Annotated in this window: 23 protein-coding genes; 7 read left to right on the top strand and 16 right to left on the bottom strand. The window is 59.7% G+C overall.

The window, feature by feature from the left end; all coding sequences use genetic code 11:
• Nucleotides 1-80: 80 nt before the first annotated feature.
• On the top strand, nucleotides 81-815 hold the full coding sequence (locus LCH65_RS15630; RefSeq protein WP_226439599.1) for an SDR family oxidoreductase: 735 nt from the start codon (nucleotides 81-83) through the stop codon (nucleotides 813-815).
• A gap of 12 nt (nucleotides 816-827) precedes the next feature.
• On the opposite strand, the gene LCH65_RS15625 is transcribed toward LCH65_RS15630, so the two are convergent.
• A complete protein-coding gene (locus tag LCH65_RS15625; protein ID WP_003434974.1) occupies nucleotides 828-1,571 on the bottom strand; it encodes a hypothetical protein in 744 nt (247 codons plus the stop codon).
• Nucleotides 1,572-1,575: 4 nt separating this feature from the next.
• Nucleotides 1,576-4,956 (bottom strand): toxin VasX, encoded by a 3,381-nt coding sequence (locus tag LCH65_RS15620; protein ID WP_226439598.1) that lies wholly within the window; start codon nucleotides 4,954-4,956, stop codon nucleotides 1,576-1,578.
• 399 nt (nucleotides 4,957-5,355) lie between these two features.
• On the opposite strand from LCH65_RS15620, the gene LCH65_RS15615 reads away from it, so the two are divergent.
• Nucleotides 5,356-6,849 carry a YifB family Mg chelatase-like AAA ATPase gene (locus LCH65_RS15615; protein WP_024662658.1) on the top strand — a complete coding sequence of 498 codons (1,494 nt, stop codon included), beginning with the start codon at nucleotides 5,356-5,358 and terminating at the stop codon, nucleotides 6,847-6,849.
• Nucleotides 6,850-6,917: 68 nt separating this feature from the next.
• Here LCH65_RS15615 and LCH65_RS15610 read toward each other — a convergent pair whose 3' ends face one another.
• The 7 genes from LCH65_RS15610 to exbB form a co-directional block, all read right to left on the bottom strand.
• Complete coding sequence (locus LCH65_RS15610) at nucleotides 6,918-8,225, bottom strand: CitMHS family transporter (RefSeq protein ID WP_103736006.1); 1,308 nt, start codon at nucleotides 8,223-8,225, stop codon at nucleotides 6,918-6,920.
• A 470-nt stretch (nucleotides 8,226-8,695) separates the two neighbouring features.
• Complete coding sequence (locus LCH65_RS15605; RefSeq protein ID WP_003432160.1) at nucleotides 8,696-10,093, bottom strand: aminoacyl-tRNA deacylase and HDOD domain-containing protein; 1,398 nt, start codon at nucleotides 10,091-10,093, stop codon at nucleotides 8,696-8,698.
• 86 nt (nucleotides 10,094-10,179) lie between these two features.
• Entirely contained in the window at nucleotides 10,180-12,255 is a 2,076-nt protein-coding gene (recG, locus tag LCH65_RS15600) for an ATP-dependent DNA helicase RecG (protein ID WP_003367498.1), read from the bottom strand.
• An 11-nt stretch (nucleotides 12,256-12,266) separates the two neighbouring features.
• Nucleotides 12,267-13,190 carry a hydrogen peroxide-inducible genes activator gene (locus LCH65_RS15595; protein ID WP_002551493.1) on the bottom strand — a complete coding sequence of 308 codons (924 nt, stop codon included), beginning with the start codon at nucleotides 13,188-13,190 and terminating at the stop codon, nucleotides 12,267-12,269.
• Nucleotides 13,191-13,282: 92 nt separating this feature from the next.
• Entirely contained in the window at nucleotides 13,283-14,029 is a 747-nt protein-coding gene (locus tag LCH65_RS15590; protein ID WP_226439597.1) for an energy transducer TonB, read from the bottom strand.
• Complete coding sequence (gene exbD, locus LCH65_RS15585; RefSeq protein WP_002551495.1) at nucleotides 14,026-14,451, bottom strand: TonB system transport protein ExbD; 426 nt, start codon at nucleotides 14,449-14,451, stop codon at nucleotides 14,026-14,028. The genes LCH65_RS15590 and exbD overlap by 4 nt, the downstream gene beginning before the upstream one ends.
• A 3-nt stretch (nucleotides 14,452-14,454) precedes the next feature.
• Complete coding sequence (exbB, locus tag LCH65_RS15580; RefSeq protein WP_003367491.1) at nucleotides 14,455-15,408, bottom strand: tonB-system energizer ExbB; 954 nt, start codon at nucleotides 15,406-15,408, stop codon at nucleotides 14,455-14,457.
• Nucleotides 15,409-15,617: 209 nt separating this feature from the next.
• Here exbB and LCH65_RS15575 point away from each other — a divergent pair, with 209 nt between their 5' ends.
• A complete protein-coding gene (locus tag LCH65_RS15575; RefSeq protein ID WP_226439596.1) occupies nucleotides 15,618-16,466 on the top strand; it encodes an SDR family oxidoreductase in 849 nt (282 codons plus the stop codon).
• A 52-nt stretch (nucleotides 16,467-16,518) separates the two neighbouring features.
• On the opposite strand, the gene LCH65_RS15570 is transcribed toward LCH65_RS15575, so the two are convergent.
• The 6 genes from LCH65_RS15570 to LCH65_RS15545 all read right to left on the bottom strand — a co-directional run bounded on the left by LCH65_RS15570 (nucleotide 16,519) and on the right by LCH65_RS15545 (nucleotide 21,814).
• A complete protein-coding gene (locus LCH65_RS15570) occupies nucleotides 16,519-17,256 on the bottom strand; it encodes a hypothetical protein (protein WP_054081211.1) in 738 nt (245 codons plus the stop codon).
• A gap of 54 nt (nucleotides 17,257-17,310) precedes the next feature.
• Nucleotides 17,311-17,691, bottom strand: a complete 381-nt coding sequence (locus LCH65_RS15565) for a RidA family protein (RefSeq protein ID WP_003367486.1) — start codon at nucleotides 17,689-17,691, stop codon at nucleotides 17,311-17,313.
• 24 nt (nucleotides 17,692-17,715) lie between these two features.
• Nucleotides 17,716-19,821: a bifunctional GTP diphosphokinase/guanosine-3',5'-bis pyrophosphate 3'-pyrophosphohydrolase gene (gene spoT / locus LCH65_RS15560; RefSeq protein WP_003367484.1), complete on the bottom strand. Its 2,106-nt coding sequence runs from the start codon at nucleotides 19,819-19,821 to the stop codon at nucleotides 17,716-17,718.
• 60 nt (nucleotides 19,822-19,881) lie between these two features.
• On the bottom strand, nucleotides 19,882-20,145 hold the full coding sequence (gene rpoZ / locus LCH65_RS15555) for a DNA-directed RNA polymerase subunit omega (protein WP_003320174.1): 264 nt from the start codon (nucleotides 20,143-20,145) through the stop codon (nucleotides 19,882-19,884).
• A 147-nt stretch (nucleotides 20,146-20,292) separates the two neighbouring features.
• The gene (gene gmk, locus LCH65_RS15550) at nucleotides 20,293-20,937 is read right to left on the bottom strand and encodes a guanylate kinase (protein ID WP_003344442.1); all 645 of its coding nucleotides are present in this window, start codon (nucleotides 20,935-20,937) and stop codon (nucleotides 20,293-20,295) included.
• A gap of 13 nt (nucleotides 20,938-20,950) precedes the next feature.
• Nucleotides 20,951-21,814 (bottom strand): YicC/YloC family endoribonuclease, encoded by an 864-nt coding sequence (locus LCH65_RS15545; protein WP_003432173.1) that lies wholly within the window; start codon nucleotides 21,812-21,814, stop codon nucleotides 20,951-20,953.
• Nucleotides 21,815-22,127: 313 nt separating this feature from the next.
• Here LCH65_RS15545 and rph point away from each other — a divergent pair, with 313 nt between their 5' ends.
• Together rph and LCH65_RS15535 are read left to right on the top strand one after the other, a co-directional pair.
• Nucleotides 22,128-22,850 carry a ribonuclease PH gene (rph, locus tag LCH65_RS15540; RefSeq protein WP_003313989.1) on the top strand — a complete coding sequence of 241 codons (723 nt, stop codon included), beginning with the start codon at nucleotides 22,128-22,130 and terminating at the stop codon, nucleotides 22,848-22,850.
• A gap of 20 nt (nucleotides 22,851-22,870) precedes the next feature.
• Nucleotides 22,871-23,239, top strand: a complete 369-nt coding sequence (locus LCH65_RS15535) for a DUF4870 domain-containing protein (protein WP_003367477.1) — start codon at nucleotides 22,871-22,873, stop codon at nucleotides 23,237-23,239.
• A gap of 68 nt (nucleotides 23,240-23,307) precedes the next feature.
• Here LCH65_RS15535 and LCH65_RS15530 read toward each other — a convergent pair whose 3' ends face one another.
• On the bottom strand, nucleotides 23,308-24,087 hold the full coding sequence (locus tag LCH65_RS15530) for an exodeoxyribonuclease III (protein WP_002551505.1): 780 nt from the start codon (nucleotides 24,085-24,087) through the stop codon (nucleotides 23,308-23,310).
• Nucleotides 24,088-24,169: 82 nt separating this feature from the next.
• Here LCH65_RS15530 and pyrE point away from each other — a divergent pair, with 82 nt between their 5' ends.
• A complete protein-coding gene (gene pyrE / locus LCH65_RS15525) occupies nucleotides 24,170-24,811 on the top strand; it encodes an orotate phosphoribosyltransferase (protein ID WP_002551506.1) in 642 nt (213 codons plus the stop codon).
• Nucleotides 24,812-24,821: 10 nt separating this feature from the next.
• Entirely contained in the window at nucleotides 24,822-25,454 is a 633-nt protein-coding gene (locus LCH65_RS15520; RefSeq protein WP_003367476.1) for a hypothetical protein, read from the top strand.
• The last annotated feature ends 22 nt before the right edge of the window (nucleotides 25,455-25,476 follow it).

Raw genomic sequence — 25,476 nt, 5'->3', positions numbered from 1 at the left:
GACTCGTAGCATGGCCATCGCAATCAGTTTGAGCCGCGTGCTGAAACTGAGCCAACGATGACTCATGAGGAAAGCCAGTCATGTCGAACATTCAAGGCAAGGTTGTACTGATCACAGGTGCCAGCAGCGGCATTGGCGAAGCTGCCGCCCGACTCATCGCCGCCAAGGGCGCACACGTGGTGCTGGGCGCTCGGCGCATCGAGCGTCTGCAGACGCTGGCGGCAGACATCGAGGTGCAGGGCGGCTCGGCACGCTTCCGCGCGCTGGACGTTACCGATGTGCTCGACATGCAAGCCTTTGCCGACTTCGCCACACACGCGTTCGGCAAGATCGACGTGATCATCAACAACGCCGGCGTCATGCCCCTGTCGCCGCTCGCCGCGCTGAACATCGCAGAGTGGAACCTGATGCTCGACGTCAACGTGCGCGGCGTACTGCACGGCATCGCCGCCGTGCTGCCGAGCATGCAAGCGCAAGGGCACGGCCAGATCATCAACATCTCGTCCATCGGCGGCCTCGCCGTTTCCCCGACCGCCGCAGTTTACTGCGCCACCAAATTCGCTGTTCGCGCCATCTCCGACGGCCTTCGGCAGGAAACCGACAAAATCCGCGTCACCGTAGTCTGCCCCGGAGTGGTCGAATCAGAACTGGCCGACTCGATTTCAGATGAGACAGCGCGGGAGGCGATGAAAGCATTTCGAAAGGTTGCGCTGGAGCCCGACGCCATTGCACGGGCGCTTGTTTATGCGGTCGAGCAGCCGGACGGGGTGGATGTGAGCGAGATTGTGGTGCGGCCTACGGGGAGTGCTTATTGATACAGGTAAGGGCTACCACTTCCAGGCCCTTTCAGTGAAGTCGGCCGTTGGGGGGAGCGCGGCTCGGAGAAACGTGAGGTATTTATTGAACAGTACCTCGTGCTGGAAGCGGGCCTCGAAGCCAAGTGTAACGTCGGTGCGGTGGGTGATGATCATGAGGCGCTTTCGGTCGACGGTGACGAAGTTGTACTCGGCCCATGGCAGGCTTTGTTCATGGTGGACGGGGTTTTCCCAGTTGAGCAGCTTGATGGCTGCGATAAAGGAAATGGCCACGGGGCCGATCAGGAACAGCAGCGAGCCGGTGAGTATGGCTACGAATACGAACAGCATGATCACGGTGATGGCGATGCCTTTGAAAAAGGAAGAGGCAAAGTCGGGGTAGTGGAGGTAGTACTCGAGGTGGGCTCTGTCGGTTTTGATGGTGTAGTTGTAGATGGTTTTTTGGCGGACGCCTAACGCTATGATGTAGATGGCGGCGCCGGTTAACGCAACTATTTGGTAGATCGAATGCACTGGATTTTGTAAATAATAGTCCCCGCCTGCCCATAAAATAAAACTCAGCATGATGGCGCATACGAAAATCACGCCAAGTTCAGCGACTAATGTTTCTTTTGGTGATCTTGAGATGGTTTTTATTGACCATGTTAATAGATCTATGTCTGTAAGATGCGGGTTATCATCTTTGTTGGTCTTCTGCTCGTCGTCTATTTTTGTGCTTTTTTTTGCATGCCCGGCTGAGTAGTTTTTTTCGATCATTTTTTCATTCCGCAATTTCAAGGGTCAGTGAGCCCAGTCGACTTGCCGCTTTTACTTCCAGATCTGTGGTGCTAAGCCCATCCATTTTAGTCTCGCCCTCGCTGTTTAGTTTGACTTGAAATAGGTAGCCGATATCCTCAGGGCCCGGATTTATCAGTTCATCGGAGTACCATATTTGCAGCTCCAGATACGTTGCTCCTTCCTCAAGGGGTACCCAGGTTTCCCAGACCACGTCTTCACCGGCAGGAGGCATAAGCGGAAATGTAAAGTCCTCGTGTGCGTTGCCTAAGGGTTTATTAGCAAGCGTTTTAAACTGATCAACACTCTTGAACTGTCCTCTGTCCAGAAATGGCTCGTGTATGGGGGATTTTATTTCTTCTACTGGAAGCACGCCCCATGGACGTTTGCTGCTGATTACGTTGAAATGCACTGACTGCCCGCGCAGAGCACCAGGGAAAAGAATCTGCACGCCAGCGCCGTCTTGCGCTGGAGCGCTGTATGGGCTGTCTCGGCCGAAATAATGATCTTTGTCGCGCGTGGTGCTCTTTACATAAATTTGAGGGCTAAGCTGTATCGTGAATAGAGCGCGTTTTTCTTCAAATTGGCCTTCTGCGTTCGTCGGGTATTTATAGGCTATCGAATTTGACCAGGAACATTTTCGCAACCACCACCCTATACTGTCTTGCTTAAAATAATTCAAGGCCATTGTGGATAACAGATATACCGCGCCGGTCAGTATCAGCACAACACTAAACCATGAGCCCATTGCGAATGCAGTGAGAGAACTCGATGGGTAAAAACCGCTAATAAGTTGAGCCGCGCTGCCTAACCCCATCACGCCTACTGACGCGATTTTTATCTGAGTCGCTATTTGCTCTTCGTTTGTTTTGAGCTTGGTGAGATCATCCTGTATATCAAAAATTTCTAACGTAGCCGCCGCTACTCCAAACGCCCCTATCGCCACCATCGAAACCCGGAACCCACTTATCGCCTCACCCCACGCAACATTACCCCTTGCTTTCCAGTACCCTGCCGACCTGTCAAGAATCCCGACATTCCTGCCATCAATCAGCACCGGCGTGGCCTCCTTGATCACGCGCCACGGCGCTTCAACAAACACCGCCATCAACAAGTTAAAGCTATACCCCAACCCATACGTCACCTTGCCGATGTCCTTGGCACTGAAGTCTCCATCCCGAGTAAGGTCGCGATAAGTGAAGGCGGTGTTGATGAAGTTGAGCATGATCACGCTCCAGGTGATCGAGCCGGCAATCCCTCCCAGTCCATCGAGCCAGCGCCTGGCGGTGCTCAGCCAGTTTTTGGCGATGGCTTTGCCGGACTGGAAGTGCAGGCGAATCTCATCCTGCAACTGCCTGGCGTACTGGTTGTTCTGAAAGTCGAGCAGGGCGGGCATGCTCAGTTCGTGCAGGCGAAGCTTTTGCTCAAGCGCGCGCAGTTGGCTGGCGATGCTTTTGCGGGGGTTGTAAGCGGTGGGGTAGAGCCAACTGCGACGGGTATCGCTGATCTGTTTGTTGAGCACCTGCCACTCACTGATCCAGTTTTTCAGCTTCGCGAGCATCTTGTGATCGATCGCGATACGCGCCTTCGAATCGAGCAGGATCTGGCCTATCAACAGCGTGCGTATCAGTGCGACGATGTTCTGCTGCTTGCCCACCGCCAGGCGGCTGTCGATGGGCACCCAGGCCAGCAGGATACTTTCGAACGTTGCCTTGCCTGCGCTGCTGGCCAGTTGGCTCAGGGCTTTGAAGGTGTCCTGAGCGGGGTGTTTCAGCGCCTTCATCCACGGCTTGTCGGCAAAGCCCTGGTGATTGAGCGTGCCGTTGAGTTCGCCGATGCGGGTGGCCAGGTTGGTGACGTCGCCAAGGCCGTTCAGCAGCGCGTTGGCCTCCTGATGCAGCGCGTGTTTGAGCGCCGGCGAGAAGCCATAGCGCAAGGTGCCAAACAGGCTGCTGTCGTTGGCCTCCTGCTCGGCGAGCCAGGCGCTGGCGGCGTTGTCCTGAGCGTAAATGATCTGCAGGTTAAGCATGAGCGTTTGCAGATAAAGCAGGCTTTCAGGGTGGGTGGTGTCGACAAACAGCTTGAGCGGTTCGGTGCCCAGATGGGTCGACCATTGCCTAAAGTCGCTTTGCGTGTCACGCACCTGTTGCAGCAGTGTGTCGCCGGTTGGCAGGTGCTGCTGAAGGTATTGGCGCGCACCGCTCAGATCGACCTCGCGCCGCCATTTGTGGCGATCTTTCCAGGCTTGCAGGGCCTCGTCGGAGGGCGCGCTGCCGTAACGCATTTCAATCGATTTGCGCATTTCCAGGCTCTTGAACATGTCCGGCATCAGCAGAAAATCGCCGGGAACGTTACTGCTGCTGATCTGCGCTTCCTCAAGGATGCACTGCTCGAAGTAAGCTTCGAGCTCGCCCAGGTACTGATGGGTGAGCGCCGCATTGTCGCGCACCGATGTCGGCAATTTCTCTGGTTCACTTTCAGCGCCGCACAGTGCGGTGACCGTCTGGGCGATCTGGATCCTGTGTTCGTGCTCGGCTTGCCAGTTGCGGTAAGCGGCCTGATCGGCGGCCAGTTGCATGCCCAGATCATTGAAAATGGCCAGCGGGTCATCAAGGGCGATGAGCAGTGAGCTGTGCTGGTCTTCAACGCTGCCCTGCCAGAAAACGTCAGCGCCGATTGGCGAAAACAACGGCTGGGTTTCTTCGCTGGAGGCCTTGGATGTAGGAATCGCCGAGTCTGCAAAGCGGCCATCGTCAACCACATGCTCCTTATCGATGTCCGCCACCGCTTCGGCAATGCGGTTCAACGGCGAGGTATCCGGCTCGGCCATGGTCATGCAGTAGCGTTTCAGATCCAGCGCTTTCATCCATGAAGCGCGGCTTGCCGGATTCGAGCGCAGGTGTTCGCAAATTCGCCAAGTCCACTGCTGCGCTGAAAAGGCGATGCGCAGCAGGTTGTTTCGCGGATAGAGCAGGAAGGGTTTGCCATCGTCGGCACCGCTTCGCCGGTCACTGCCAAGCTGCGTATCGGTCCAGACAATACGGCTCAGGTTGCCGGTGGCGGCTGACACCGCGTACTCGTGCAACGTTTCGGCAGTCTCGTCATAGACATACACGTAGCCGTCATACAGCTGGCGAAGGGTATAGCTGCGTGTTTTCAGTTTCGGCATCGCTGCCCAGCGGCTGCCCTTGAGTAGCGGTTTCAGCTTCTGGGGCGCGGTATCGTAGCGGGAGCGATCCAGCGCATAGCGCACTGGCACGATGGCGACGTCAGGTCCCCGGAAGGGACACAGGCTGGTGGCCGTGGCGGGAGTTTTGGCGAACGTTGCAGCACGTCGTTGAGTATGGGTGCCGGATTTGTCGGTCATGCATGGAATCTCTGCGCAGAAACGGTCGATATCGCCCGCTGTATGCAGAGGTGCATTCCAAGATATGTGCCGACTGTCTACTTATCTATAAAAAACAAATAGATAGGAATTTAAAGCAAAGACATCGAGCAAGAAAAGCGTGAAATAGTGCGCAAGTATCTGCACACGTGCGCTGACTCGCGCATGCTCGCTGCATCGCTTTGAATATAGAGCTTTGCTGGTTAAGCCCCGGCCATCGGATGCGCAAAAATTTGCGCATCTATGTTTTGCATGCAGCCTTTAGCCGACTAAGTGTCGTGCCTGTCGAACCCTACTCACACCCTGTATCCATTCCCCCCTCACCCCCACCCCACAAATAAAGCACGATACCCGCCCATCGCTCATATCAAGGAATGATCTATGTCGCTGGCTATCGTCCATAGTCGTGCCCAGGTCGGGGTGGAAGCCCCGGCGGTTACTGTTGAAGCGCATCTGGCCAATGGCCTGCCGGCCCTGACGCTGGTGGGGTTGCCGGAGGGGGCGGTCAAGGAGAGCAAGGACCGGGTGCGCAGTGCCATTCTCAATTCCGGGCTGGATTTTCCGGCGCGGCGGATCACGCTCAACCTTGCGCCGGCTGATTTGCCCAAGGATGGCGGGCGGTTCGATCTGGCGATTGCGCTGGGTTTGCTGGCCGCCAGCGGGCAGGTGCCGTTGGTTGCGTTGCAGGATGTCGAGTGTCTGGGCGAGTTGGCGTTATCGGGGGCGATTCGGCCGATTCAGGGTGTGCTGCCTGCTGCGCTGGCGGCACGTGCGGCGGAGCGGACGCTGATCATTCCGGCGGTGAACGCCGAGGAAGCGTGTCTGGCCTCGGGGCTGCGGGTGATTGCGGTGAGTCACTTGCTGGAGTTGGTCGCGCATTTCAATGGGCGCACGGTGATTGCGCCGTATCAGTCCAGCGGCCTGCTGCATCAGCCCAAGCCGTATCCGGATTTAAGCGAAGTGCAGGGCCAGACGGCGGCCAAGCGTGCGCTGGTAATCGCCGCGGCGGGGGCGCATAACCTGCTGTTCAGCGGGCCGCCTGGCACCGGCAAGACACTGCTCGCCAGTCGCCTGCCGGGTTTGTTGCCACCGCTGGACGAGCACGAAGCGCTGGAGGTGGCGGCGATTCAGTCGGTTGCCAGCCAAGTGCCGCTGACCAGTTGGCCACAGCGGCCGTTTCGCCAGCCACATCACTCGGCGTCCGGGCCGGCATTGGTGGGCGGTGGCAGTCGTCCGCAACCTGGCGAGATCACGTTGGCGCATCACGGCGTTTTATTTCTTGATGAACTGCCGGAGTTCGATCGCCGCGTGCTGGAGGTTTTGCGTGAGCCGCTGGAGTCCGGGCATATCGTGATCTCCCGGGCGCGGGATCGCGTGCGCTTTCCGGCGAGGTTCCAGTTGGTGGCGGCGATGAACCCGTGTCCCTGTGGCTATCTCGGTGAGCCGACCGGGCGCTGCCGCTGTTCCACTGAGCAGGTGCAGCGCTATCGCAACAAGTTGTCCGGCCCGCTGCTGGACCGGATCGACCTGCACCTGACCGTCGCCCGCGAAGCCACCGCCCTCAACCCTGACCCGACCACCAGTGAAAACACCGCGAGTGCCGCAGCTGTGGTCGCTGAGGCGAGGCACCGTCAGCAACTTCGTCAGGGCTGTGCGAATGCGTTTCTCGATCTGCCGGGGCTGCGTGATTACTGCGCACTGTCCAGTGTCGATGAAAGCTGGCTGGAGACGGCGTGCGAGCGTCTGACCCTCTCATTACGTTCGGCGCATCGATTGCTGAAGGTGGCGCGGACTTTGGCGGACCTGGAGCAGGTGGATGCGATCAACCGCAGCCATCTGGCCGAGGCGTTGCAGTATCGGCCCTCAACCAATTGACCGTCCAAACGCAAAAACTCGCCGTCAACGATCAAGTCGACGGCGAGCCTTGGGTCAGCCAAAGAAGCTTACATGCTGCTATAAAACGGGAAGATCCCCATCAGCAGCGCGGCAACCAGAATGCACATGCACACCAGAATCGCCCATTTCAGGGTGAAGCGCTGGTGGTCGCCGAACTCGATACCGGCCAGAGCCACCAGCAGGTAGGTCGAAGGCACCAGCGGGCTGAGCAGGTGGACCGGCTGACCGACGATCGAGGCGCGGGCCATTTCCACCGGGCTGATGCCGTAGTGGGCAGCAGCTTCGGACAGCACTGGCAGTACGCCGTAGTAGAACGCGTCGTTGGACATGAAGAAGGTGAACGGCATGCTCACCAGCGCGGTGATCACGGCGAGGTACGGGCCCAGCGCATCCGGGATCACGGCCAGCAGGCTTTTCGACATCGCGTCGACCATGCCGGTGCCGGACAGGATGCCGGTGAAGATCCCCGCGGCGAAGATCAGGCCGACCACCGCCAGTACGCTACCGGCGTGGGCCGATACGCGGTCCTTCTGGTCCTGCAGGTTCGGGTAGTTGATGATCATCGCGATACTGAACGCGATCATGAACAGGACCGGCAGCGGCAGCAGGCCCATGATCAGGGCGACCATCAGTGCCAGGGTCAGGGCGGCGTTGAACCAGATCAGCTTTGGACGGCGCGCGTCAGGGAATTGCGAGACGCTGATTTCGCTGTGGTCGACTTCATCACCCTGCAGGTGCAGTTCACCCAGTCGGGCACGTTCGCGTTTGCCGTAGAAGTAGGCAATCGCCAGGATCGCGATCACACCTGCCAGCATGGCCGGGATCATCGGTACAAAGATGTCGGAGGCATCGACGTGCAGGGCGCTGGCCGCACGAGCGGTCGGGCCGCCCCAAGGGGTCATGTTCATCACGCCGCCGGCCAGAATGATCAGGCCGGCCATGATGCGCGGGCTCATGCCCACGCGGCTGTACAGCGGAAGCATGGCGGCAACGCAGATCATGTAGGTGGTCGCGCCGTCACCGTCGAGGGACACCACCAGCGCCAGCACGGCGGTGCCGACCGAAATGCGCATCGGGTCGCCCTTGACCATTTTCAGGATCTTGCGCACGGCCGGGTCGAACAGGCCTGAGTCGATCATCAGCGCAAAGTACAGAATGGCGAACATCAGCATCACGCCGGTCGGCGCCAGCTTGGTGATACCTGCCAGCATCATCGGACCGATCTGCGACGCGAAGCCACCGAACAGGGCGAAGATGATCGGAACCAGGATCAGGGCGATCAGCGCAGTCAGGCGCTTGCTCATGATCAGGTACATGAACGCAATAACCATGGCAAAGCCAAGGAAAGTCAGCATGGGAATACTCCAGACGTCATACGGCTACAGAACGTGAAATGAACGAGTCAGCTCAGCAGATCGGTACGTGGAGTGGGGGCGCAAGGAGAGTGTGGAGCGAGAAGTCAGCAAGCATCGGAATCACCATTATTGTTGTTAATTGGGCCTGAAACACCTTGGAGTCCGTTCCTGGCTAACCGGTCTTTTTGCCGGAAGTGAGCTGATGCTAATTGGCCAAGCTTTCACCGAGCTTTCATTCGGCAGTTGCCGGAATTTTATTGTCACAGGGATTATGGGCATGAACGGGAGAAGCACGGATGAGCGAGATACACTCGGGTGGCTGCCATTGCAGCGGGCTGTGTTACCAACCGGCTTCCATGGCTACGCCTGGATGAGCACCTGCCGGGGGTTGAAGGCGAGCCTTTCTAAGGTTCGAGGGGAGAGTGCCAAGGCCGGAGCCTTCGGCACTATTCGTACGTTACATCCGCAGGTTACTTGCTGAACTGTGACGCCAGTTCGCGCAGAAGCACCTCGGCCTCGAGCACCTTTTTCACCGATTCGTTGGCCTTGTCGCGGGTCAGGCCCAGGCGTTCGAACAGTTCGTCCGGGATATCCTGTTCGGGACCGGAGCCGATACCGTTGGCTCGCAGCAGGCGCACCGCCAGATAGACCAGGTTGGCATAGACGTGATGCTCACCCTTGTAGTGCGGGTCGTGCTGGAAGCGCAGCGCGATGGCGAGCTCATCCGGCATGTCCCAGTAGCGCATCAGCCACGCCCCGATCTGCTCGCGGCTGATGCCCAGCAGGTGCTGCTCGATAAAGCTATGGTGCAAATGCGGGTTCACTTCCAGTTGGCGGCAAATCAGGGTGAAGTGCGGTGGAAACACGTGCGCCAGCAGCAGGTAACCGAAGTTGTGCAGCAAACCGGCGAGGTAGCTCAGGCCACCCTCCGGACGGCTGGCGCGCGGAATGGCGCGGGTCAGGCCTTCGATGACGGCAGCGGTGTAAATGGATTGCTGCCAGTACGGCGTGGTCTGTTGCGGCTGATCCTTGGGCAGGCTCAGGGTTTTACCCAATGCAAGGCCCAGCGCCAGATTGATCACCAGATCGAAGCCCAGTACACGGACGATTGCGTCTTCGACAGAGCGAATCTTGCCGGTCGACGCGTAATACGGCGAAGCGGCCCAGCTGACGACCTGAGCGGCCAGCGCAGGATCGGTTTCGACGACGCCGGTGATGTCATCGATGGTTGCGTCAGGGTCGACACGCAGTTTGATGATTTTCTGCGCAGTGCCGGCCAGCGGTGGAATCTCCAGAGTCGCTTCCAGGCGCTGCTGGATGCGGCGCGCCGTGAAGACATGCATGGCCTGGGTGATTTCTGCCGGATCGTCGTGAGGACGATCAAGATTGGGGTGAATCTTCGCCAGCGGCTCGCCGAAGTTCGCCGCACTGGCCTTGTTCACCATGACTTTGAACGCATCATTGCTGATTTCCAGCAGCACGCCTGGCTCGCCCGAGCCCACCAGCAGCATGGGCTCGTCCAGCAGATGTTTGTCGTAAAGGCACGGTGAGCTAGTCAGTGCCGGGACCCCCGGCAGCACTTGCAGGTTGTGCTTGGTGAGCATGCGCTGCAAACGATCATGCGGCACAGCGGTCAGTTGGCGGCCGGTCAGCTCGGTGATGCGGGAGAGGTCGAGCAACTGGCTTTGCGGAAACAGGATAAGCAACGCACCGACAGCATCCTCGACCAGCACGGCCTGCACCTTGCGCGCTGGAGGGAGGGTCTTTTCGTCCACGACTTCGTTGTAGCTGATAGCCAATTTTTCAAGCAGCTGTCGGATTACCGGCGGCGCATGGTGCGGATCATTGACGTGGGCGACTTCTGTCATGAGCTATGTCCAAATTCCTACATTTTCTGAAGTATAACCACGTTATTCGATTTGGGTCGCACGCGGTTTATAAAGCGTAGCCTGCATCACACCTGGCCATACTGCTGGCCATGACGCAGCCATCTGTCGAGCAGGGGGCTGACATGTTGGGGCCAGCGCTCCAACAGGGCCTGAGCCGCGTCGCGTACGGCCGGCAGCAGATCCGCGTCACGCATCAGGTCGGCGACCTTGAATTGCAGAAGGCCCGTTTGTCGGGTGCCGAGCATCTCACCGGGGCCACGCAGTTCGAGGTCTTTTTCGGCGATGACGAAACCATCGTTGGTTTCGCGCATGATGCCCAGTCGTTGCCGTCCGATCTGTGAAAGCGGCGGATGGTAGAGCAGCACACAATGACTCACCGCGCTGCCGCGCCCGACGCGGCCGCGTAGCTGGTGCAGTTGCGCCAAGCCGAGGCGCTCGGGGTTCTCGATGATCATCAGGCTGGAGTTCGGCACGTCGACACCGACTTCGATGACCGTCGTGGCTACCAGCAATTGCAGTGCACCCTGCTTGAACTCGGCCATGATCGCGGCTTTTTCTGCGGGCTTCATACGCCCGTGAATCAGTCCGACGCGCACGTCACCCAACGCACTGCTCAATTCTTCGTACGTGGTTTCAGCGGCCTTGCAGGTCAGCTCTTCGGATTCTTCGATCAGCGTGCACACCCAATAGGCCTGGCGACCTTCTGCGCACGCGGCGCGCACCCGCTCAACGACTTCCAGGCGGCGGCTATCGGCAACCAGCACGGTATTGACTGGCGTCCGGCCCGGCGGCAGTTCGTCGAGGATCGACGTGTCCAGATCGGCGTAGGCGCTCATGGCCAGCGTGCGCGGGATCGGTGTGGCAGTCATGATCAGCTGATGCGGGCACATCAGACCGCCAACCCCTTTTTTGCGCAGCGCCAGGCGTTGCTGCACGCCGAACCGGTGTTGCTCGTCGATGATCACCAGCGCCAGGTTCTTGAACTGCACTTCGTCCTGAAACAGCGCATGGGTGCCGACCACCATGGGTGTGCCACCGGCGATCTGCTCCAGAGACGCGACGCGCGCCTTGCCCTTGAGCTTGCCCGCCAGCCATGCCACGCCCACGCCCAAGGGCTCGAGCCAGCGCTGGAAGTTGATGTAGTGCTGCTCGGCGAGAATCTCGGTGGGCGCCATCAGCGCCACTTGATAACCTGCTTCCAGTGCTTGCAAGGCTGCCAGCGCGGCGACCACGGTCTTGCCCGACCCCACATCGCCCTGAATAAGCCGCAGCATCGGCTCGGGCTGACTCAGGTCATAGGCCACTTCCTTGCCGACACGCTGCTGCGCGCCGGTGGGGGCAAAGCCGAGGTTGGCGAGAAACTGTTTCGGCAGCTTTTTCGCAACGGGCAATGCCGGTGCGCGCTGTGAACGCAGGCTTTCACGCAGGCGCTGCTGGGAAAGCTGGTGAGTCAGCAGTTCTTCGAACGCCAGCCGGTGCTGCGCCCAGTGATGCCCGAGGGCGAGCTCCTCCACGTCGGCATCGGCGGGTGGGTGATGCAGGTAACGGATCGCATCGTCCAGCGGCGCCAGCTGATAATCGCGGGCCAGCTCGTCAGGCAGCCAGTCCGGCAGACTTTTGGGGCCGAGCATCGCCAGGCTCTGCTGGCACAACTGGCGCAGACGCTGTTGGGTCAGGCCTTCGGTCGTCGGGTAGATCGGCGTGAGGGTCTGTTCGACAGGCGCGGGCTCATCACCGGTAATCGCCCGATATTCCGGGTGATAGATTTCCAGTCCGGAAGCACCGGGACGCGCTTCGCCGAAGCAACGCAGGTGCGTGCCACGCTTCATGCTTTCTTTCTGGGCGTTGCTGAAGTGGTAGAAGCGCAGGCTGACGACCCCGGTGCCGTCGCCCAGCCGTACCAGCAGACTGCGACGCTTGCCCATCACCACATCGGCACCGCTGACCACGCCTTCGATGACGGCATCCTGACCAGGACGCAACGCACCGATCGGTACGATGCGCGTGCGGTCCTGATAACGCAGCGGCAGATGGAACAGCACGTCCTGCAGGGTTTCCAGCCCGACCTTGGCCAGCTTTTCTGCCATCGCTTCGCCGACACCCTTGAGCGCCGTGACCGAGACCCTGGAAAGCTCGCTCATTTCTGTTCTGCCTAGCTAGCGACTGTTTTCGGACGTGCGACCGAGCACAGGCGTGCAGAGTCAGCGAGGATTTCGATGGCTTTGGGTCTCGGGAAGCTTGCACGCCAGGCGATGGCGACCGTGCGGAAAGGCACGGGCGGCGTCAGCGGGCGCACTTCGATCACGCCGGGCGCGTAGTGATGGCTGTCGACTGCCGACAGCGGCAGGATCGAAATGCCCAGCCCGGAGGCGACCATGTGTCGAATGGTTTCCAGCGAGCTGGACTCTACTGTCGTGTGCTTGGCACCTTCGTTGCCTTTGCCCAGCGTCGGGCAGGCCTCCAGAACCTGATCACGGAAGCAGTGACCTTCGCCCAGCAATAGCAGGCTCTTGTCGTTGAGCGCCGAGGCATCGATGGTCTCTTTCTGAGTCCAGGGATGGTCGGCCGGCATCAGGACAGAGAACGGTTCGTCGTAAAGCGGCAGGGTCAGTACGTCGGCTTCGTTGAACGGCAAGGCAATGATGACGGCATCCAGCTCACCGTTACGCAGCTTGTCGCGCAGCACATGCGTGAAGTTTTCCTCGATGTACAACGGCATCTGCGGGGCGACCCGGTGCAGTTGCGGGATCAGGTGAGGAAACAGGTAGGGACCGACGGTGTAGATCGCGCCGACTTTCAGCGGGGCGGTCAGCTGGTTCTTGCCGGCCTGGGCCAGCTCGCGAATACCCTGGGCCTGCTCCAGCACTTTCTGCGCCTGCGCAACGATGCCTTCACCGACCGGTGTCAGGCGCACAGCGCTCTTGCTGCGCTCGAAAATGAGCACGCCGAGTTCGTCTTCGAGTTTTTTGACACCCACCGACAGCGTTGGCTGGCTGACATGGCAGCGTTCCGCCGCATGGCCAAAGTGCTGCTCCTGGGCGAGCGTAACGATGTAGCGCAATTCTGTAAGAGTCATAACGTGCGTCCATGAAGTTGCGACCCCAGCATAGCGGGTGCGATCGATAGACGCACGTTATCAGAAGTACTTATGGGTAACAAAAGTACAATTCAGCGTTTATCCAGCGAATAAACGAACGGTGCGAGGATTTCAATGGTGCCGTTGTTGAGAATTTCCTTCGGCGGCTTGGGCAAAGGCTGAGCGCGACGGATCATTTCCATGGTCGCTCGATCCAGCGAAGGGCTGCCTGAACTGTTGGCAATCGAGTAGGAAAGCACGTTGCCGTCAGCGTCCACCACAAAGCGCAAGCGAGCGACACCCTGCATGCCACGACGGCGTGCATCCTCAGGGTACTTCTTGTACTTGCTCAGATGACCGAGCAAATCGCCCTGCCAGTTTGGCAATGCGTTGCTGGGTGGCGAAGGTGCAGGAGCAGGCTTGGGAGCCGCCGGCTTTTCCGGTTGCGCCGTGGTCGGCGGTGTATCGACCGGCTTTTCGTCAGCAGGCTTCTCCTTGGGCGGCTCAGGCTTCTTCTGCGGCTTTGGCGGCTGCGGTTTGGGCTTGGGCTTCTCAACCTTCTTGGGCACCACGATTTCCGGCTTCGGTGCCTGCACGACTTCCGGCACCGGTGTCGGCTCCTCCGGTGCTGGCGGCGGGGGTGGCTGAACGACCTTCGGTGGTGGCGGCGGTGCGGGCTCTGGCAGAGGCGCAAGCTCGACCATCATGGCTGCCGGTGGCAGCTCGATCGCCTGAGAGGCGGGCCAGCGAACGGCAATGATGATTGCGATGGCGTGCACGGCCAGCACCAACAACAGACTACCGCTATAGCGCGTCAGTTTTTGGCGCGTACTGATCATTTCTTACCAGCCGTCTCGAGACCTACCAGACCGACCTTCAGGTAACCCGCACCCCGAAGCGTGTTCATGACCTCCATCAGATCGCCGTAATCCACGCCCTTGTCGGCCTGGAAGAAGATCGTGGTGTCTTTCTTGCCCTTGGTGCGGGCGTCCAGCACCTGACCGATCTGCTCGCGGGCAACCTTCTCTTCGCCCAGGTACAGGCTCTTGTCGGTTTTCACGCTGAGAAAGATCGGCTTCTCGGGTCTGGGCTGCGGTGTGGCGGTAGACGCCGGTAGATCAACCTTGATGTCTACGGTCGCCAGCGGCGCAGCCACCATGAAGATGATCAACAGCACCAGCATGACGTCGATGAACGGCGTCACGTTGATTTCATGGTTCTCGGCGAGATCGTCGCCGCCTTCATTAAGATGCAGGCCCACGTGTTAGCCCACCTTGACCATGTGCGGTTGTTGTTGATTGCGCTCGGACGGCTCAGGCAGATGATCCAGATCGCGGCTGACCAGCAGCAGAACGTGTGCCGAGGCATCGGACACCTGAGCCTTGTAACCGGCGATGGAGCGGGCGAAGACGTTGTAGATCACCACTGCAGGGATCGCAGCGACCAGGCCCAGGGCAGTGGCCAGAAGGGCTTCGGCGATGCCGGGGGCGACCACGGCGAGGTTGGTGGTCTGGGTCTTGGCGATGCCGATGAAGCTGTTCATGATGCCCCATACCGTACCGAACAGGCCCACGAACGGCGCAGTCGAACCGATGGTCGCCAGCACGCCGGTGCCCATGCTCATGTTGCGGCCACAGGCGGCGACCAGGCGCTCGAGACGGAAGCTGACACGCTCCTTGATCCCTTCACGCTCACGGCTGTTGGCCGAAAGGCGCATCTCCTCGAGGGCGTCATGCACCAGCAGGTGGGCGAGGGTGCCTTCCTTGCTGGCGGTGGCGCTCGCTTCAGTCAGGGAGCGGGCTTTTTTCAGATTAACGATTTCGCCGCGCAACCGGCGCTTGGCACCCAGCAGCTCGAAACCCTTGGAGATCCAGATGGTCCACGTAATGATCGAGGCAATGGCCAGACCGATCATGACCGCTTTGACCACGACGTCGGCATTCTGATACATGCCCCACGGCGACAGGTCATGCGCCATGCCCAGGCTGTTGTCTTCGGCGACAGGCTCCATGGCCTGCACCGGGGCTGCTGCGTCAGGTGCAGCAGGTGCCGTTGCCGCAGGTGCGCTTGAGGTCGCAGGGGCCGCGGTCGGAGCCGACTGATCCGCAAGTGCCATGGGGACGAACATCAGGCTCAAGACAAGGGCTGCGATACCGCGCCATGCACGAGGCAGGCGAGGCATCTGGGTAGGCGAAGCGATTGATTGAATGCGTTTCATGCTGGCCGGACCTGAGAGGAAAAAGGGGATGGTTCCAGTGCGTCGCTTGGTGCTGTCGGCGCTTACGGGGAACGAATGGGCCGCCATTATTGCAAATCGTTCTTGTTAACAAAAGTAATACAGTATCTTTTTTTACATATTCGCCCGAACGCTTGCCTGTCGATGAGCGTTTTTAACGATACTGACACTGCCTTTTCTGGAGATACCGAATGACTGCTCCCTCACTTCTGATCGCCGGCTGTGGCGACATTGGTTCGCGACTCGCTAACCGCCTGCTGCCTCACGGCTGGACCGTGCATGGGCTGCGGCGCACTGTTTCCGAGCTTCCTGCCGGTGTTCACGGTGTGGCGGGCGATCTGTTCGAGACGCCAAAACCTGCGCACTGGCCAGCTGCGGCACTGGATTATGTGGTGTATTGCGCGACCCCCTCGCAGCGTGACGAAGCGGGTTACCGGATGGCTTACGTCGAGGGGCTGCGTAACGTATTGAGCTGGCTCGAGCAGACCGGGCAGCGGCCAAAGCGCTTGATCTTTGTTTCAAGCAGCGGTGTTTATGGTCAGCAGAATGGTGAGTGGGTGGATGAAACCTCCGCCACCGAGCCCGGCAACTACACCGGCACGGTGATGCTGGAAGCCGAGCAGGTCGCGCTGAACAGCGGACTGCCGGCCACGGCGGTGAGATTGACCGGTATTTACGGCCCAGGCCGCAGTGACCTGTCGAACCGCGTTCGTCAGGGGCACAGCGTGAGGATCGATCCGCCGGTCTACGCCAATCGCATTCATGCCGACGATGCGGCCGGTCTGGTCGGGCACCTGCTGCTGGCGGATCAACGCGGCGTTGCGCTGGAGAGTTGTTATCTGGGCGTCGACGACGATCCGGCCGCGCTGGCCGATGTGGTGGCGTGGATACGTGAGTATCTGGGGGTGACCGAGTGGTCGGAGGAGGTCAGCGTGCAGCGCGTGGGCAGCAAGCGTTGCAGTAATGCCAGGGCGCGAGCATTGGGATGGGCGCCGATGTACCCGGATTATCGGGCGGGCTATGCGGCGTTGCTGGGCTAGAACGGTGGTTGATCAGGAGCGCCGTGAAGAGCGCTCCTGATACCTGAATCGCTTACTGCTGTTCGAGCAACCAGCGACGTGGGCCGGGACGCAGCTCGGGCATCTGGTCGGCGCCAGCGTTGTTCACCGCCTGGAATATCTCCAGCTGCTTGCCTTTGCGGGCGAAAATCCACGGGTTGCCTTTCTCGGCTTTCTCCAGCCACATGCTGTCGTATTCGCCGCTCATGGCTGCACAATCGCCTGCCAGGCAGAGCGCGTAACGATCGTTTTCCGGAAGCCCCTGCACACTGCCGTCAGGCATGAATTGCACGGTGCCGCCCTGGCCATCGCCCTCTACGACCGTCCATTTGCCGCCCATGTAGGCGCCATACAGCGCTTTCTCGAAGCTGCTGCCTGGCTGAGCGCCGTCCGGAGCCGGATCTTCGGGTTTCTGGAAGTGCTGTTCAGGGCCTGACTCGCTGGCCGCCTGGACCAGTTCGTCACCCTTGACGCTCAGGTCTTCGAAGAAGTTGCCGTAGAAATCGACATGCAGCTTGCCTTCGGCAGCGCTGACGATCTTGCCTTCGCCGAGCTCGAAGCCATTGGAGTAAATGGCCTGATTGGCCTTGGAGTTGATTTTCCACTCCAGGTTGGGGCCATTGGCGAGCAGGGCCTGGCGCAAGTTGCCTTGCTTGACGGCGGCGTCGATGGCGGTCTGGTTGATCCAGGTGCCGTCCGGATTGCGGTCGGCGTGGCTGGCGCAGCCGCCCATAATGACGGCGAGCAGCGAGATGGCGAGCGCGGAGCGCATAACGGATTCCTTCCTTCAGGGAGAACGGAGCGCAAGGCACGCTCCGTCGGGGATTTATTCGATGACGAGAATCGCGTCCATTTCAACCTGGGCGCCACGCGGCAATGCCGCAACGCCGATGGCCGCACGGGCCGGGTAAGGCTGAGTGAAATAGGTGCTCATGAGCTCGTTGACCTTGGCGAAGTGGCCCAGGTCGGTCAGAAAGATGTTCAATTTGACGATGTCCTTGAACGATCCGCCCGCCGCTTCGGCAACCGACTTGAGGTTTTCGAAAACCTGAGTGATCTGGGCTTCGATGCCTTCAACCAGTTCCATGGTGCTCGGGTCCAACGGGATCTGTCCAGACATGTAGACGGTATTGCCAGCTTTGATGGCCTGTGAGTAAGGGCCGATGGCCGCAGGGGCTTTATCGCTGGTGATGACAGTCTTGGTCATGAGAACTCCTGATAGTGGGATGGCCTACGCGCGCATCCGGGTGATGCGTGTGACACCGGTCAGGGCGCGCAGTTTCTTGATCACACGAGCCAGGTGCACGCGGTCGTGCACGCTGACCACCAGTTGGACCACGCTGATGCGACCATCGCGTTCGTCCATGCTGATTTTTTCGATATTGCCGTCCGCCGCGTTGACGCTGCTGGCCAGCAGCGCGATCAGGCCGCGCTGATGCTCAAGTTCGACACGCAGCTCGACGTTGAATTCGCCAGTCACGTCCTTGGCCCAGGATAACTGGATGCATTTTTCCGGGTTGTGGCGGATTTCGCTGATGTTGCGGCAGTTGTCCAGGTGCACAACCATGCCCTTGCCTGCAGACAGGTGGCCGACAATCGGGTCGCCCGGGATCGGTGTGCAGCACTTGGCGTAGCTGAGCACCAGGCCTTCGGTGCCACGAATCGCCAGCGGACCTTCAGGGCTCGGCAACTGATCGCCTTCGCCCAGCAGGCGGCGGGCAACGACATAAGCCATGCGGTTACCCAGGCCAATGTCTTCGAGCAGGTCTTCCAGCACTTCGACACGGTATTCGTTGAGCACCAGTTGAATGCGTTCCTGGCTGATCTTGTCGAGGCTGCATTCAAAGCCGTTGAGGACCTTGTTCAGCAGTCGCTCGCCCAGATTGATCGACTCGGAGCGGCGTTGCAGCTTGAGTGCGTGACGAATATGGGTGCGCGCCTTGCCGGTGACGACGAAGTTCAGCCAGGCCGGATTCGGACGTGCGCCGGGTGCGCTGACAATCTCGACCGTCGAGCCGCTTTGCAGCGGTTCGGAAAGCGGTGCCAAGCGGCGGTTGATCCGGCAGGCAATGCAGCTGTTCCCGACATCGGTGTGTACCGCGTAGGCGAAATCCACTGCCGTAGAGCCTTTGGGCAGCTCCATGATCCGGCCTTTGGGGGTGAAAACGTAGACTTCGTCCGGGAACAGGTCGATCTTGACGCTTTCGATGAATTCCAGAGAGTTGCCGGCGCGCTGCTGCATTTCCAGTACGCCCTTGACCCACTGTCGGGCACGAGCGTGAGTGCCCTTGGGCTGCTCATCGTCACTGGACTTGTACAGCCAGTGCGCCGCGATACCGTTGTTGGCCATTTCTTCCATTTCGCGGGTGCGAATCTGGATCTCGATAGGCACGCCATGCATCCCGAACAACGTCGTGTGCAGGGACTGATAGCCGTTGGCCTTGGGGATCGCGATGTAATCCTTGAATCGGCCGGGCAGCGGCTTGTACAAATTATGTACAGCGCCAAGCACGCGATAGCAGGTGTCGACCTTGTCGACGATGATGCGGAACGCGTAGACATCCATGATCTCGTTGAAGGCGCGACGCTTGCCGCGCATCTTCTTGTAGATGCCATACAAATGTTTCTGCCGCCCACTGACGTCGCCTTCGATGCCATCGACGGCCAGACAATGACTCAGGGACTCTTCGATCTTGTTGACCAGTTCCTTGCGATTGCCCCTGGCGCGCTTGACCGCCTGGTTGATTCGCGAGGAGCGCATCGGGTACATCGCCTTGAAACCCAGGTCTTCGAATTCGATACGCACACTGTGCATGCCCAGCCGATTGGCGATGGGCGCATAGATTTCGAGGGTTTCCTTGGCGATGCGCCGACGCTTTTCGCCAGACAGGACTTCCAGCGTGCGCATGTTGTGCAGGCGGTCGGCGAGCTTGACCAGAATGACGCGAATGTCGCGCGCCATGGCCATGGCCATTTTCTGGAAGTTTTCCGCCTGGGCTTCGGCCTTGGTCTCGAAATTCATCTGGGTCAGTTTGCTGACCCCATCGACCAGTTCCGCGACGGTCTCGCCAAATTGGGCGCTGAGCGCTTCCTTGGCAATCCCGGTGTCTTCGATGACGTCATGCAGCATCGCAGCCATCAGGCTCTGATGGTCCATGTGCATGTCGGCAAGAATGTTCGCCACCGCAAGGGGATGGGTGACGTAGGCTTCACCGCTGCGACGGCGTTGGCCATCGTGGGCTTGTTCGGCGTAGAAATACGCTCGGCGGACCAGATTGACCTGGTCCTTGCCGAGGTAGGCCGACAGTCTGTCGGCGAGGGCGTCTATGCTCGGCAAGGCGCTACCCCTTGCCAATGGCTTTTACCCTGCGCCGTACTACGTCGACCTGGCATAGGCTTAGACGGCCTCGTTGGACTCGTCCTCGAACGCTGCGAACAATGGCTCATCTTCAACGATTTCAGCTTCTGCGATTACAGAGTAATCCATTACGCCAGCGGCGATTTCACGCAGGGCCATAACGGTAGGCTTGTCGTTTTCCCAGGCCAGCTTTGGTTCTTTGCCGCCGGTTGCCAGTTGACGGGCACGCTTGGTAGAGAGCATGACCAGCTCAAAGCGGTTATCCACGTGTTCTAGGCAGTCTTCAACGGTTACGCGGGCCATGGGTATTCCTCGTAGCAAATGCGGATGCGCGATGCCCGGATGGGCGAGCGGACTCGGTAGTTTACAAGCGGACAGCACCAGTCATCAAGCGGCATGCCACCAACGGCATGCTTTTAACCTGTTGCCTGATGGCTGGAAACGTTTCGATCAAGCCAGCAACTCCTGAAAAAGCTCGCTGTATTGCTCTTGCTGATGCTGTTGAGTGAGGCGATTGGCGCGGAAAATCGCCTTGAGGTCTTCCAGTGCGCCGGCGAAGTCATCATTGACCACGACGTACTCATACTCGTTGTAGTGGCTCATTTCGCTGACCGCTTCACGCATCCGGGCTTCGATGATCTCGTCGCTGTCCTGGCCGCGATTGGTCAGGCGCTGGCGCAAGGCCTGCTGAGTCGGCGGCAAAATGAAGATGGAGCGGGCCTGGGGCATCTGCGCACGAACCTGACGCGCACCCTGCCAGTCGATTTCCAGAATCAGGTCGTGGCCTTCGTCCAGCGTCTGCTGCAGGTGGCTCTGCGACGTGCCGTACAGGTTGCCGAAGACCTCGGCCTGCTCGAGAAAGTCGCCGTGCTCGATCATGCTCAGGAACGTGGCACGATCGACGAAGTTGTAGTTCACGCCGTCCACTTCACCGGGGCGCATGGCGCGTGTGGTGTGCGAGACAGAGACGCGAATCTTTGCCTGCGCGCCGTGCTGAGGCTCTTGCTGAGCGTCCATCAGCGCCTTGACCAGACTGGTCTTGCCCGCACCGGACGGAGCGGAAATGATGTACAGGGTGCCAGTGATATGGGTCATGTCAGGTTCAGCCTTACTCAATATTCTGCACTTGCTCACGCATCTGCTCGATCAACACTTTAAGGTTGACGGCGGCCTGCGTGCTGCGTGGGTCAAAGGCCTTGGAGCCCAGTGTATTCGCTTCGCGGTTAAGCTCTTGCATCAGGAAATCAAGGCGGCGTCCTGCCTGGCCGCCAGCCTTGAGTACGCGACGCACTTCGGTGACGTGTGTGCTGAGGCGGTCCAGTTCTTCGGCGACGTCGCTTTTCTGTGCCAGCAGGACCATTTCCTGCTCCAGACGCTGAGGGTCGAGTTCGGCTTTCATGTCGGCAAAGCGATCCAGCACCTTCTGACGCTGGGTTGCGAGCATCTGTGGCACCAGCGTGCGCAAGGTGGCGACTTCTTCGACGATGGAAGACAAGCGCTCGTCGAGCAGCCGCGCCAGGTCTGCACCTTCGCGCCCGCGGCCGCGTTTCAATTCGGTCAGCGCATCATTGAACAGCTTCAGGGCCTCGGTGTTCAACACCTGCGGATCGTTGGCATCGGCGACCAGCACGCCCGGCCATGCCAACACCTCGAGCGGGTTCAATGCAGCAGGCTGTTTGATCAAGCCGGCAACCGACTCGGCTGCGGCGATCAATTGGCCTGCGCGTTCAAGATCCACCTGCAGCGGCTTGCCGGCGGTTTCCTCGACAAAGCGCAGTGTGCACTCGACCTTGCCGCGCGACAGGCCCTGACGCAATGCTTCGCGAATCGCGCCTTCCAGATCGCGGAACGACTCCGGCAGGCGCAGGTGCGGCTCAAGATAGCGGTGGTTGACCGAGCGCAGTTCCCAGCTCAGTGTGCCCTGGGCACCGGCCCGCTCTACTCGGGCAAAGGCAGTCATACTGTGCACCATGGGAAATACCTCTTGGTTCGCTTTCAAAAGCGTGGTTCGGTTCATGAGCGCGCAGAAGTGGCGGTCATGGGCGTCGTGAAAGCCAGCTGGCTGTAGAGGCGCAGGATTGTAGCGCAGTGCGGCGCAGGCTCCCAATCCGACAGTGTGACAAGTGACGCAAGGCGTTGTTTTAACCGACATCTGCGCGTCGAAAGCCTTGGTCCAGGGCCTTCAATTGTCGCTGGATCGGCATTGGCGGCTTTTAGAGATGCCCAGCGGCAGCTGTGACCTCTATAATGCCCAGCAGTTTTCCGTCTCAGTACAGGTATCCCAGATGAAACGTCCAAGTGGTCGCGCCGCCGATCAGCTCCGCTCGATCCGCATCACCCGCAACTACACCAAACACGCCGAGGGTTCTGTACTGGTCGAGTTTGGTGATACCAAGGTGATTTGCACCGTCAGCGTCGAAAACGGCGTACCACGCTTTCTCAAAGGGCAGGGCCAGGGTTGGCTGACCGCCGAATACGGCATGCTGCCACGCGCTACCGGCGAGCGTAATCAGCGCGAAGCCAGCCGCGGCAAGCAGGGTGGTCGCACACTCGAAATCCAGCGCCTGATCGGTCGTTCGCTGCGCGCTGCGCTGGACATGTCCAAGTTGGGCGACGTTACCCTATACGTCGATTGCGATGTCATTCAGGCTGACGGTGGCACTCGTACGGCTTCTATTACCGGCGCGATGGTTGCTCTGGCGGATGCGCTGAAGGTGATCAAGAAGCGCGGCGGCCTGAAAGGCGGCGACCCGCTCAAGCAGATGATCGCGGCCGTTTCGGTCGGCATGTATCAGGGTGAGCCAGTGCTCGACCTGGACTACCTCGAAGACTCGGCTGCCGAAACCGACCTGAACGTGGTCATGACCAGTGCAGGCGGCTTCATTGAAGTACAGGGCACTGCCGAAGGCGCGCCATTCCAGCCTGAAGAGCTGAACGCGATGCTTGCGCTGGCGCAAAAAGGCATGACCGAGCTGTTTGAATTGCAGCGCGCCGCGTTGGCCGACTGATAGCCAGAAGGGGTCCGATAATGAGTGACAGCTTGCAACCGTTCAGCAAACCGCCGCAAAGCGCTCGCCAGTGGGCGATGTTCTGTCACTTGTCGGCGTTTGCCGGGCTGATGTTTCCGTTCGGCAATCTGCTGGGCCCGCTGATTATCTGGCAGTTGAAGAAAGATGCCGATCCGTTTATCGACGCGCAAGGCAAGGAAGCGCTGAACTTTCAGATCACGGTCGCCATTGCGGCCACCGTCAGCATGTTGCTGGTGCTGCTGATCATCGGCTTTGCGTTACTGACGCTGGTGGGGATCGGAGCCGCAGTGCTTGCGATCATTGCCGGGATAAAAGCCAATGACGGCGTCGATTATCGCTATCCGTTCACCTTGCGCCTGATCAAGTAGCATCACTTCAGGCAACGCAAAAAGCCGACTTGAAGTCGGCTTTTTCGTGTGCGCTGTTCGCTTGGCTATCAGATAGTCAGGGTCCAGTCGTAATCCACGATCAGCGGCGCGTGTTGCGAGAAGCGCGGCTGGCGTGGCAGACGGGCGCTGCGCACGAAGCGGCGCAGGCCTGGGGTCAGGATCTGATAATCGAAGCGCCAACCCAGATTCAGCATCTCGGCCTGCTCGTTGTCCGGCCACCAGCTGTACTGGTCACCTTCACGGCTGACTTCACGCAGGGCATCGACGTAGCCCATGGTGCCGACGATCTCGTCCATCCAGGCGCGCTCGGGCGCGAGAAAGCCCGGCGACTGCTGGCTGTCGCGCCAGTTCTTGATATCGAGCTTCTGCTGCGCCACATAGAGCGATCCGCAGTAGATGTATTCGCGACGCTTGCGGCGCTGCTTGTCCATGTACTTGCCGAAATCGTCCATGAGCTTGAATTTCTGATTCAGGTCTTCATCGCCATTCATCCCCGACGGAAAGAGCAGGGTAGCGATACTGACCTTGTCGAAATCTGCTTGCAGGTAGCGCCCGTAGCGGTCGGCTGTCTCGAAGCCGAGGCCGCTGATTACCGCCTTCGGCTGCAACCGCGAATACAGCGCCACACCACCTTGAGCGGGAACCTCGGCTTCGCAGGCATAGAGGAAGTAACCATCCAGCTGAAAGGCTGGATCGTCCAGTTCAAAGGTGGAGGCGCGGGTGTCCTGTAAGCAGATGACGTCGGCATTCTGAGCTTGCAGCCAGCTGAGCAAACCACGCTCGACCGCAGCCTGAATGCCATTTACGTTCACACTGATGATCCGCATAAATGGCCCCAAAAATCACGTGCGTGTATGATACCCGAGCTCTACCTAATTAGCTAAATCCGTGGTATTCGGAGCTTTTTTCATGCAAGCGTATCAACGCGATTTCATTCGTTTTGCCATCGATCGCGGTGTTCTGCGCTTCGGTGAGTTCACTCTCAAGTCCGGGCGCACCAGCCCCTACTTCTTCAATGCGGGGCTGTTCAACACCGGTTCCGCACTGGCACAGCTGGGGCGTTTCTACGCGGCAGCCGTGGTTGAAAGCGGTATTGCCTTCGACGTTCTTTTCGGTCCGGCCTACAAGGGCATTCCGCTCGCATCGGCCACTGCTGTGGCGCTGGCCGAGCATCATGACCGTGATCTGCCGTGGTGTTTCAACCGCAAGGAAGCCAAGGCGCACGGCGAAGGCGGCAGTCTGGTGGGTTCCCCGCTGACCGGTAACGTGCTGATCATCGACGACGTGATCACTGCGGGCACTGCGATCCGTGAGGTCATGCAGATCATCAAGGACCAGGACGCGACAGCTGCGGGCGTGCTGATCGCGCTCAATCGCCAGGAGCGTGGCAATGGCGAGCTGTCGGCAATTCAGGAAGTCGAACGTGACTTCGGGATTCCGGTGGTGAGTATCGTGTCGCTGAATCAGGTGCTCGAGTTCCTGGCCGACGATCCGCAACTCAAGCAGCATCTGCCTGCTGTCGAAGCCTATCGCGCGCAATTCGGAATCTGAGGACGTGCCTATGGCAGTCGGCGGCAGGTCTTGGCGATCGGTTTCAGGCGCGCTGAGCGGTTTTCGGGCCTTGCTGGCTGTGGTCATGCTTGCGCCCATGCTCGCCCAAGCGGCCGACGCACCTGAGCCACGGCTTTATCGCTACGTCGACAGCCGCGGGGTGACGGTGATCGACACGCAAGGCGTGCCGCCCGACTACGTTGCCAAAGGCTATGAAGTGCTCAACAGTCGTGGTCGGGTGGTTCAGGTCGTACCGCCTGCGCCAACGGCCGAGCAGATTCGCCAGTCCGAGGCAGACAAACGCCAGGCCGCCGCCGATGCACAACTGCTGAGCCTGTACAGCAGCGTCGCTGAAGTGGATCGCATGAAGGCCCGCAAACTCGCCGAGCTGGACGCGCTGGTTGGCGTTGCCCAGGGCAACATTCAGGGGCTGGCGGCGCAGCAGCGCAGTCTGCAAGGCCAGGCCGCCGACCTTGAGCGCGCAGGACGACCGGTTCAGCAGGCACTTGTCGATCAACTGAACGATTTGCGCGATCAGCAGCAGAAACTGCAAGCCGACATCGCCGGGTATCAGGCCGCACGCGTAAAGGCCGAAGCAGACTTCGCCGTCGACCGCGCCCGCGTCCAGCGCCTGACTCAATGACAGGACGCAGAGCGTCCAGAGC

Source organism: Pseudomonas sp. MWU16-30316 (assembly GCF_020515645.1).
Taxonomy (GTDB): Bacteria; Pseudomonadota; Gammaproteobacteria; order Pseudomonadales; family Pseudomonadaceae; genus Aquipseudomonas; species Aquipseudomonas cerasi.
Note: the sequence above shows the minus strand (reverse complement) of the source record. Positions and strands in the feature narration are given on the sequence as shown.

What these genes read in the sequence shown, in the direction of transcription:
- LCH65_RS15630 (WP_226439599.1), top strand. Translation starts at nt 81, where the DNA reads ATGTCGAACATTCAAGGCAAGGTTGTACTGATCACAGGTGCCAGCAGC.
- LCH65_RS15625 (WP_003434974.1), bottom strand. Translation starts at nt 1,571, where the DNA reads ATGATCGAAAAAAACTACTCAGCCGGGCATGCAAAAAAAAGCACAAAA.
- LCH65_RS15620 (WP_226439598.1), bottom strand. Translation starts at nt 4,956, where the DNA reads ATGACCGACAAATCCGGCACCCATACTCAACGACGTGCTGCAACGTTC.
- LCH65_RS15615 (WP_024662658.1), top strand. Translation starts at nt 5,356, where the DNA reads ATGTCGCTGGCTATCGTCCATAGTCGTGCCCAGGTCGGGGTGGAAGCC.
- LCH65_RS15610 (WP_103736006.1), bottom strand. Translation starts at nt 8,225, where the DNA reads ATGCTGACTTTCCTTGGCTTTGCCATGGTTATTGCGTTCATGTACCTG.
- LCH65_RS15605 (WP_003432160.1), bottom strand. Translation starts at nt 10,093, where the DNA reads ATGACAGAAGTCGCCCACGTCAATGATCCGCACCATGCGCCGCCGGTA.
- recG (WP_003367498.1), bottom strand. Translation starts at nt 12,255, where the DNA reads ATGAGCGAGCTTTCCAGGGTCTCGGTCACGGCGCTCAAGGGTGTCGGC.
- LCH65_RS15595 (WP_002551493.1), bottom strand. Translation starts at nt 13,190, where the DNA reads ATGACTCTTACAGAATTGCGCTACATCGTTACGCTCGCCCAGGAGCAG.
- LCH65_RS15590 (WP_226439597.1), bottom strand. Translation starts at nt 14,029, where the DNA reads ATGATCAGTACGCGCCAAAAACTGACGCGCTATAGCGGTAGTCTGTTG.
- exbB (WP_003367491.1), bottom strand. Translation starts at nt 15,408, where the DNA reads ATGAAACGCATTCAATCAATCGCTTCGCCTACCCAGATGCCTCGCCTG.
- LCH65_RS15575 (WP_226439596.1), top strand. Translation starts at nt 15,618, where the DNA reads ATGACTGCTCCCTCACTTCTGATCGCCGGCTGTGGCGACATTGGTTCG.
- LCH65_RS15570 (WP_054081211.1), bottom strand. Translation starts at nt 17,256, where the DNA reads ATGCGCTCCGCGCTCGCCATCTCGCTGCTCGCCGTCATTATGGGCGGC.
- LCH65_RS15565 (WP_003367486.1), bottom strand. Translation starts at nt 17,691, where the DNA reads ATGACCAAGACTGTCATCACCAGCGATAAAGCCCCTGCGGCCATCGGC.
- rpoZ (WP_003320174.1), bottom strand. Translation starts at nt 20,145, where the DNA reads ATGGCCCGCGTAACCGTTGAAGACTGCCTAGAACACGTGGATAACCGC.
- gmk (WP_003344442.1), bottom strand. Translation starts at nt 20,937, where the DNA reads ATGACCCATATCACTGGCACCCTGTACATCATTTCCGCTCCGTCCGGT.
- LCH65_RS15545 (WP_003432173.1), bottom strand. Translation starts at nt 21,814, where the DNA reads ATGGTGCACAGTATGACTGCCTTTGCCCGAGTAGAGCGGGCCGGTGCC.
- rph (WP_003313989.1), top strand. Translation starts at nt 22,128, where the DNA reads ATGAAACGTCCAAGTGGTCGCGCCGCCGATCAGCTCCGCTCGATCCGC.
- LCH65_RS15535 (WP_003367477.1), top strand. Translation starts at nt 22,871, where the DNA reads ATGAGTGACAGCTTGCAACCGTTCAGCAAACCGCCGCAAAGCGCTCGC.
- LCH65_RS15530 (WP_002551505.1), bottom strand. Translation starts at nt 24,087, where the DNA reads ATGCGGATCATCAGTGTGAACGTAAATGGCATTCAGGCTGCGGTCGAG.
- pyrE (WP_002551506.1), top strand. Translation starts at nt 24,170, where the DNA reads ATGCAAGCGTATCAACGCGATTTCATTCGTTTTGCCATCGATCGCGGT.
- LCH65_RS15520 (WP_003367476.1), top strand. Translation starts at nt 24,822, where the DNA reads ATGGCAGTCGGCGGCAGGTCTTGGCGATCGGTTTCAGGCGCGCTGAGC.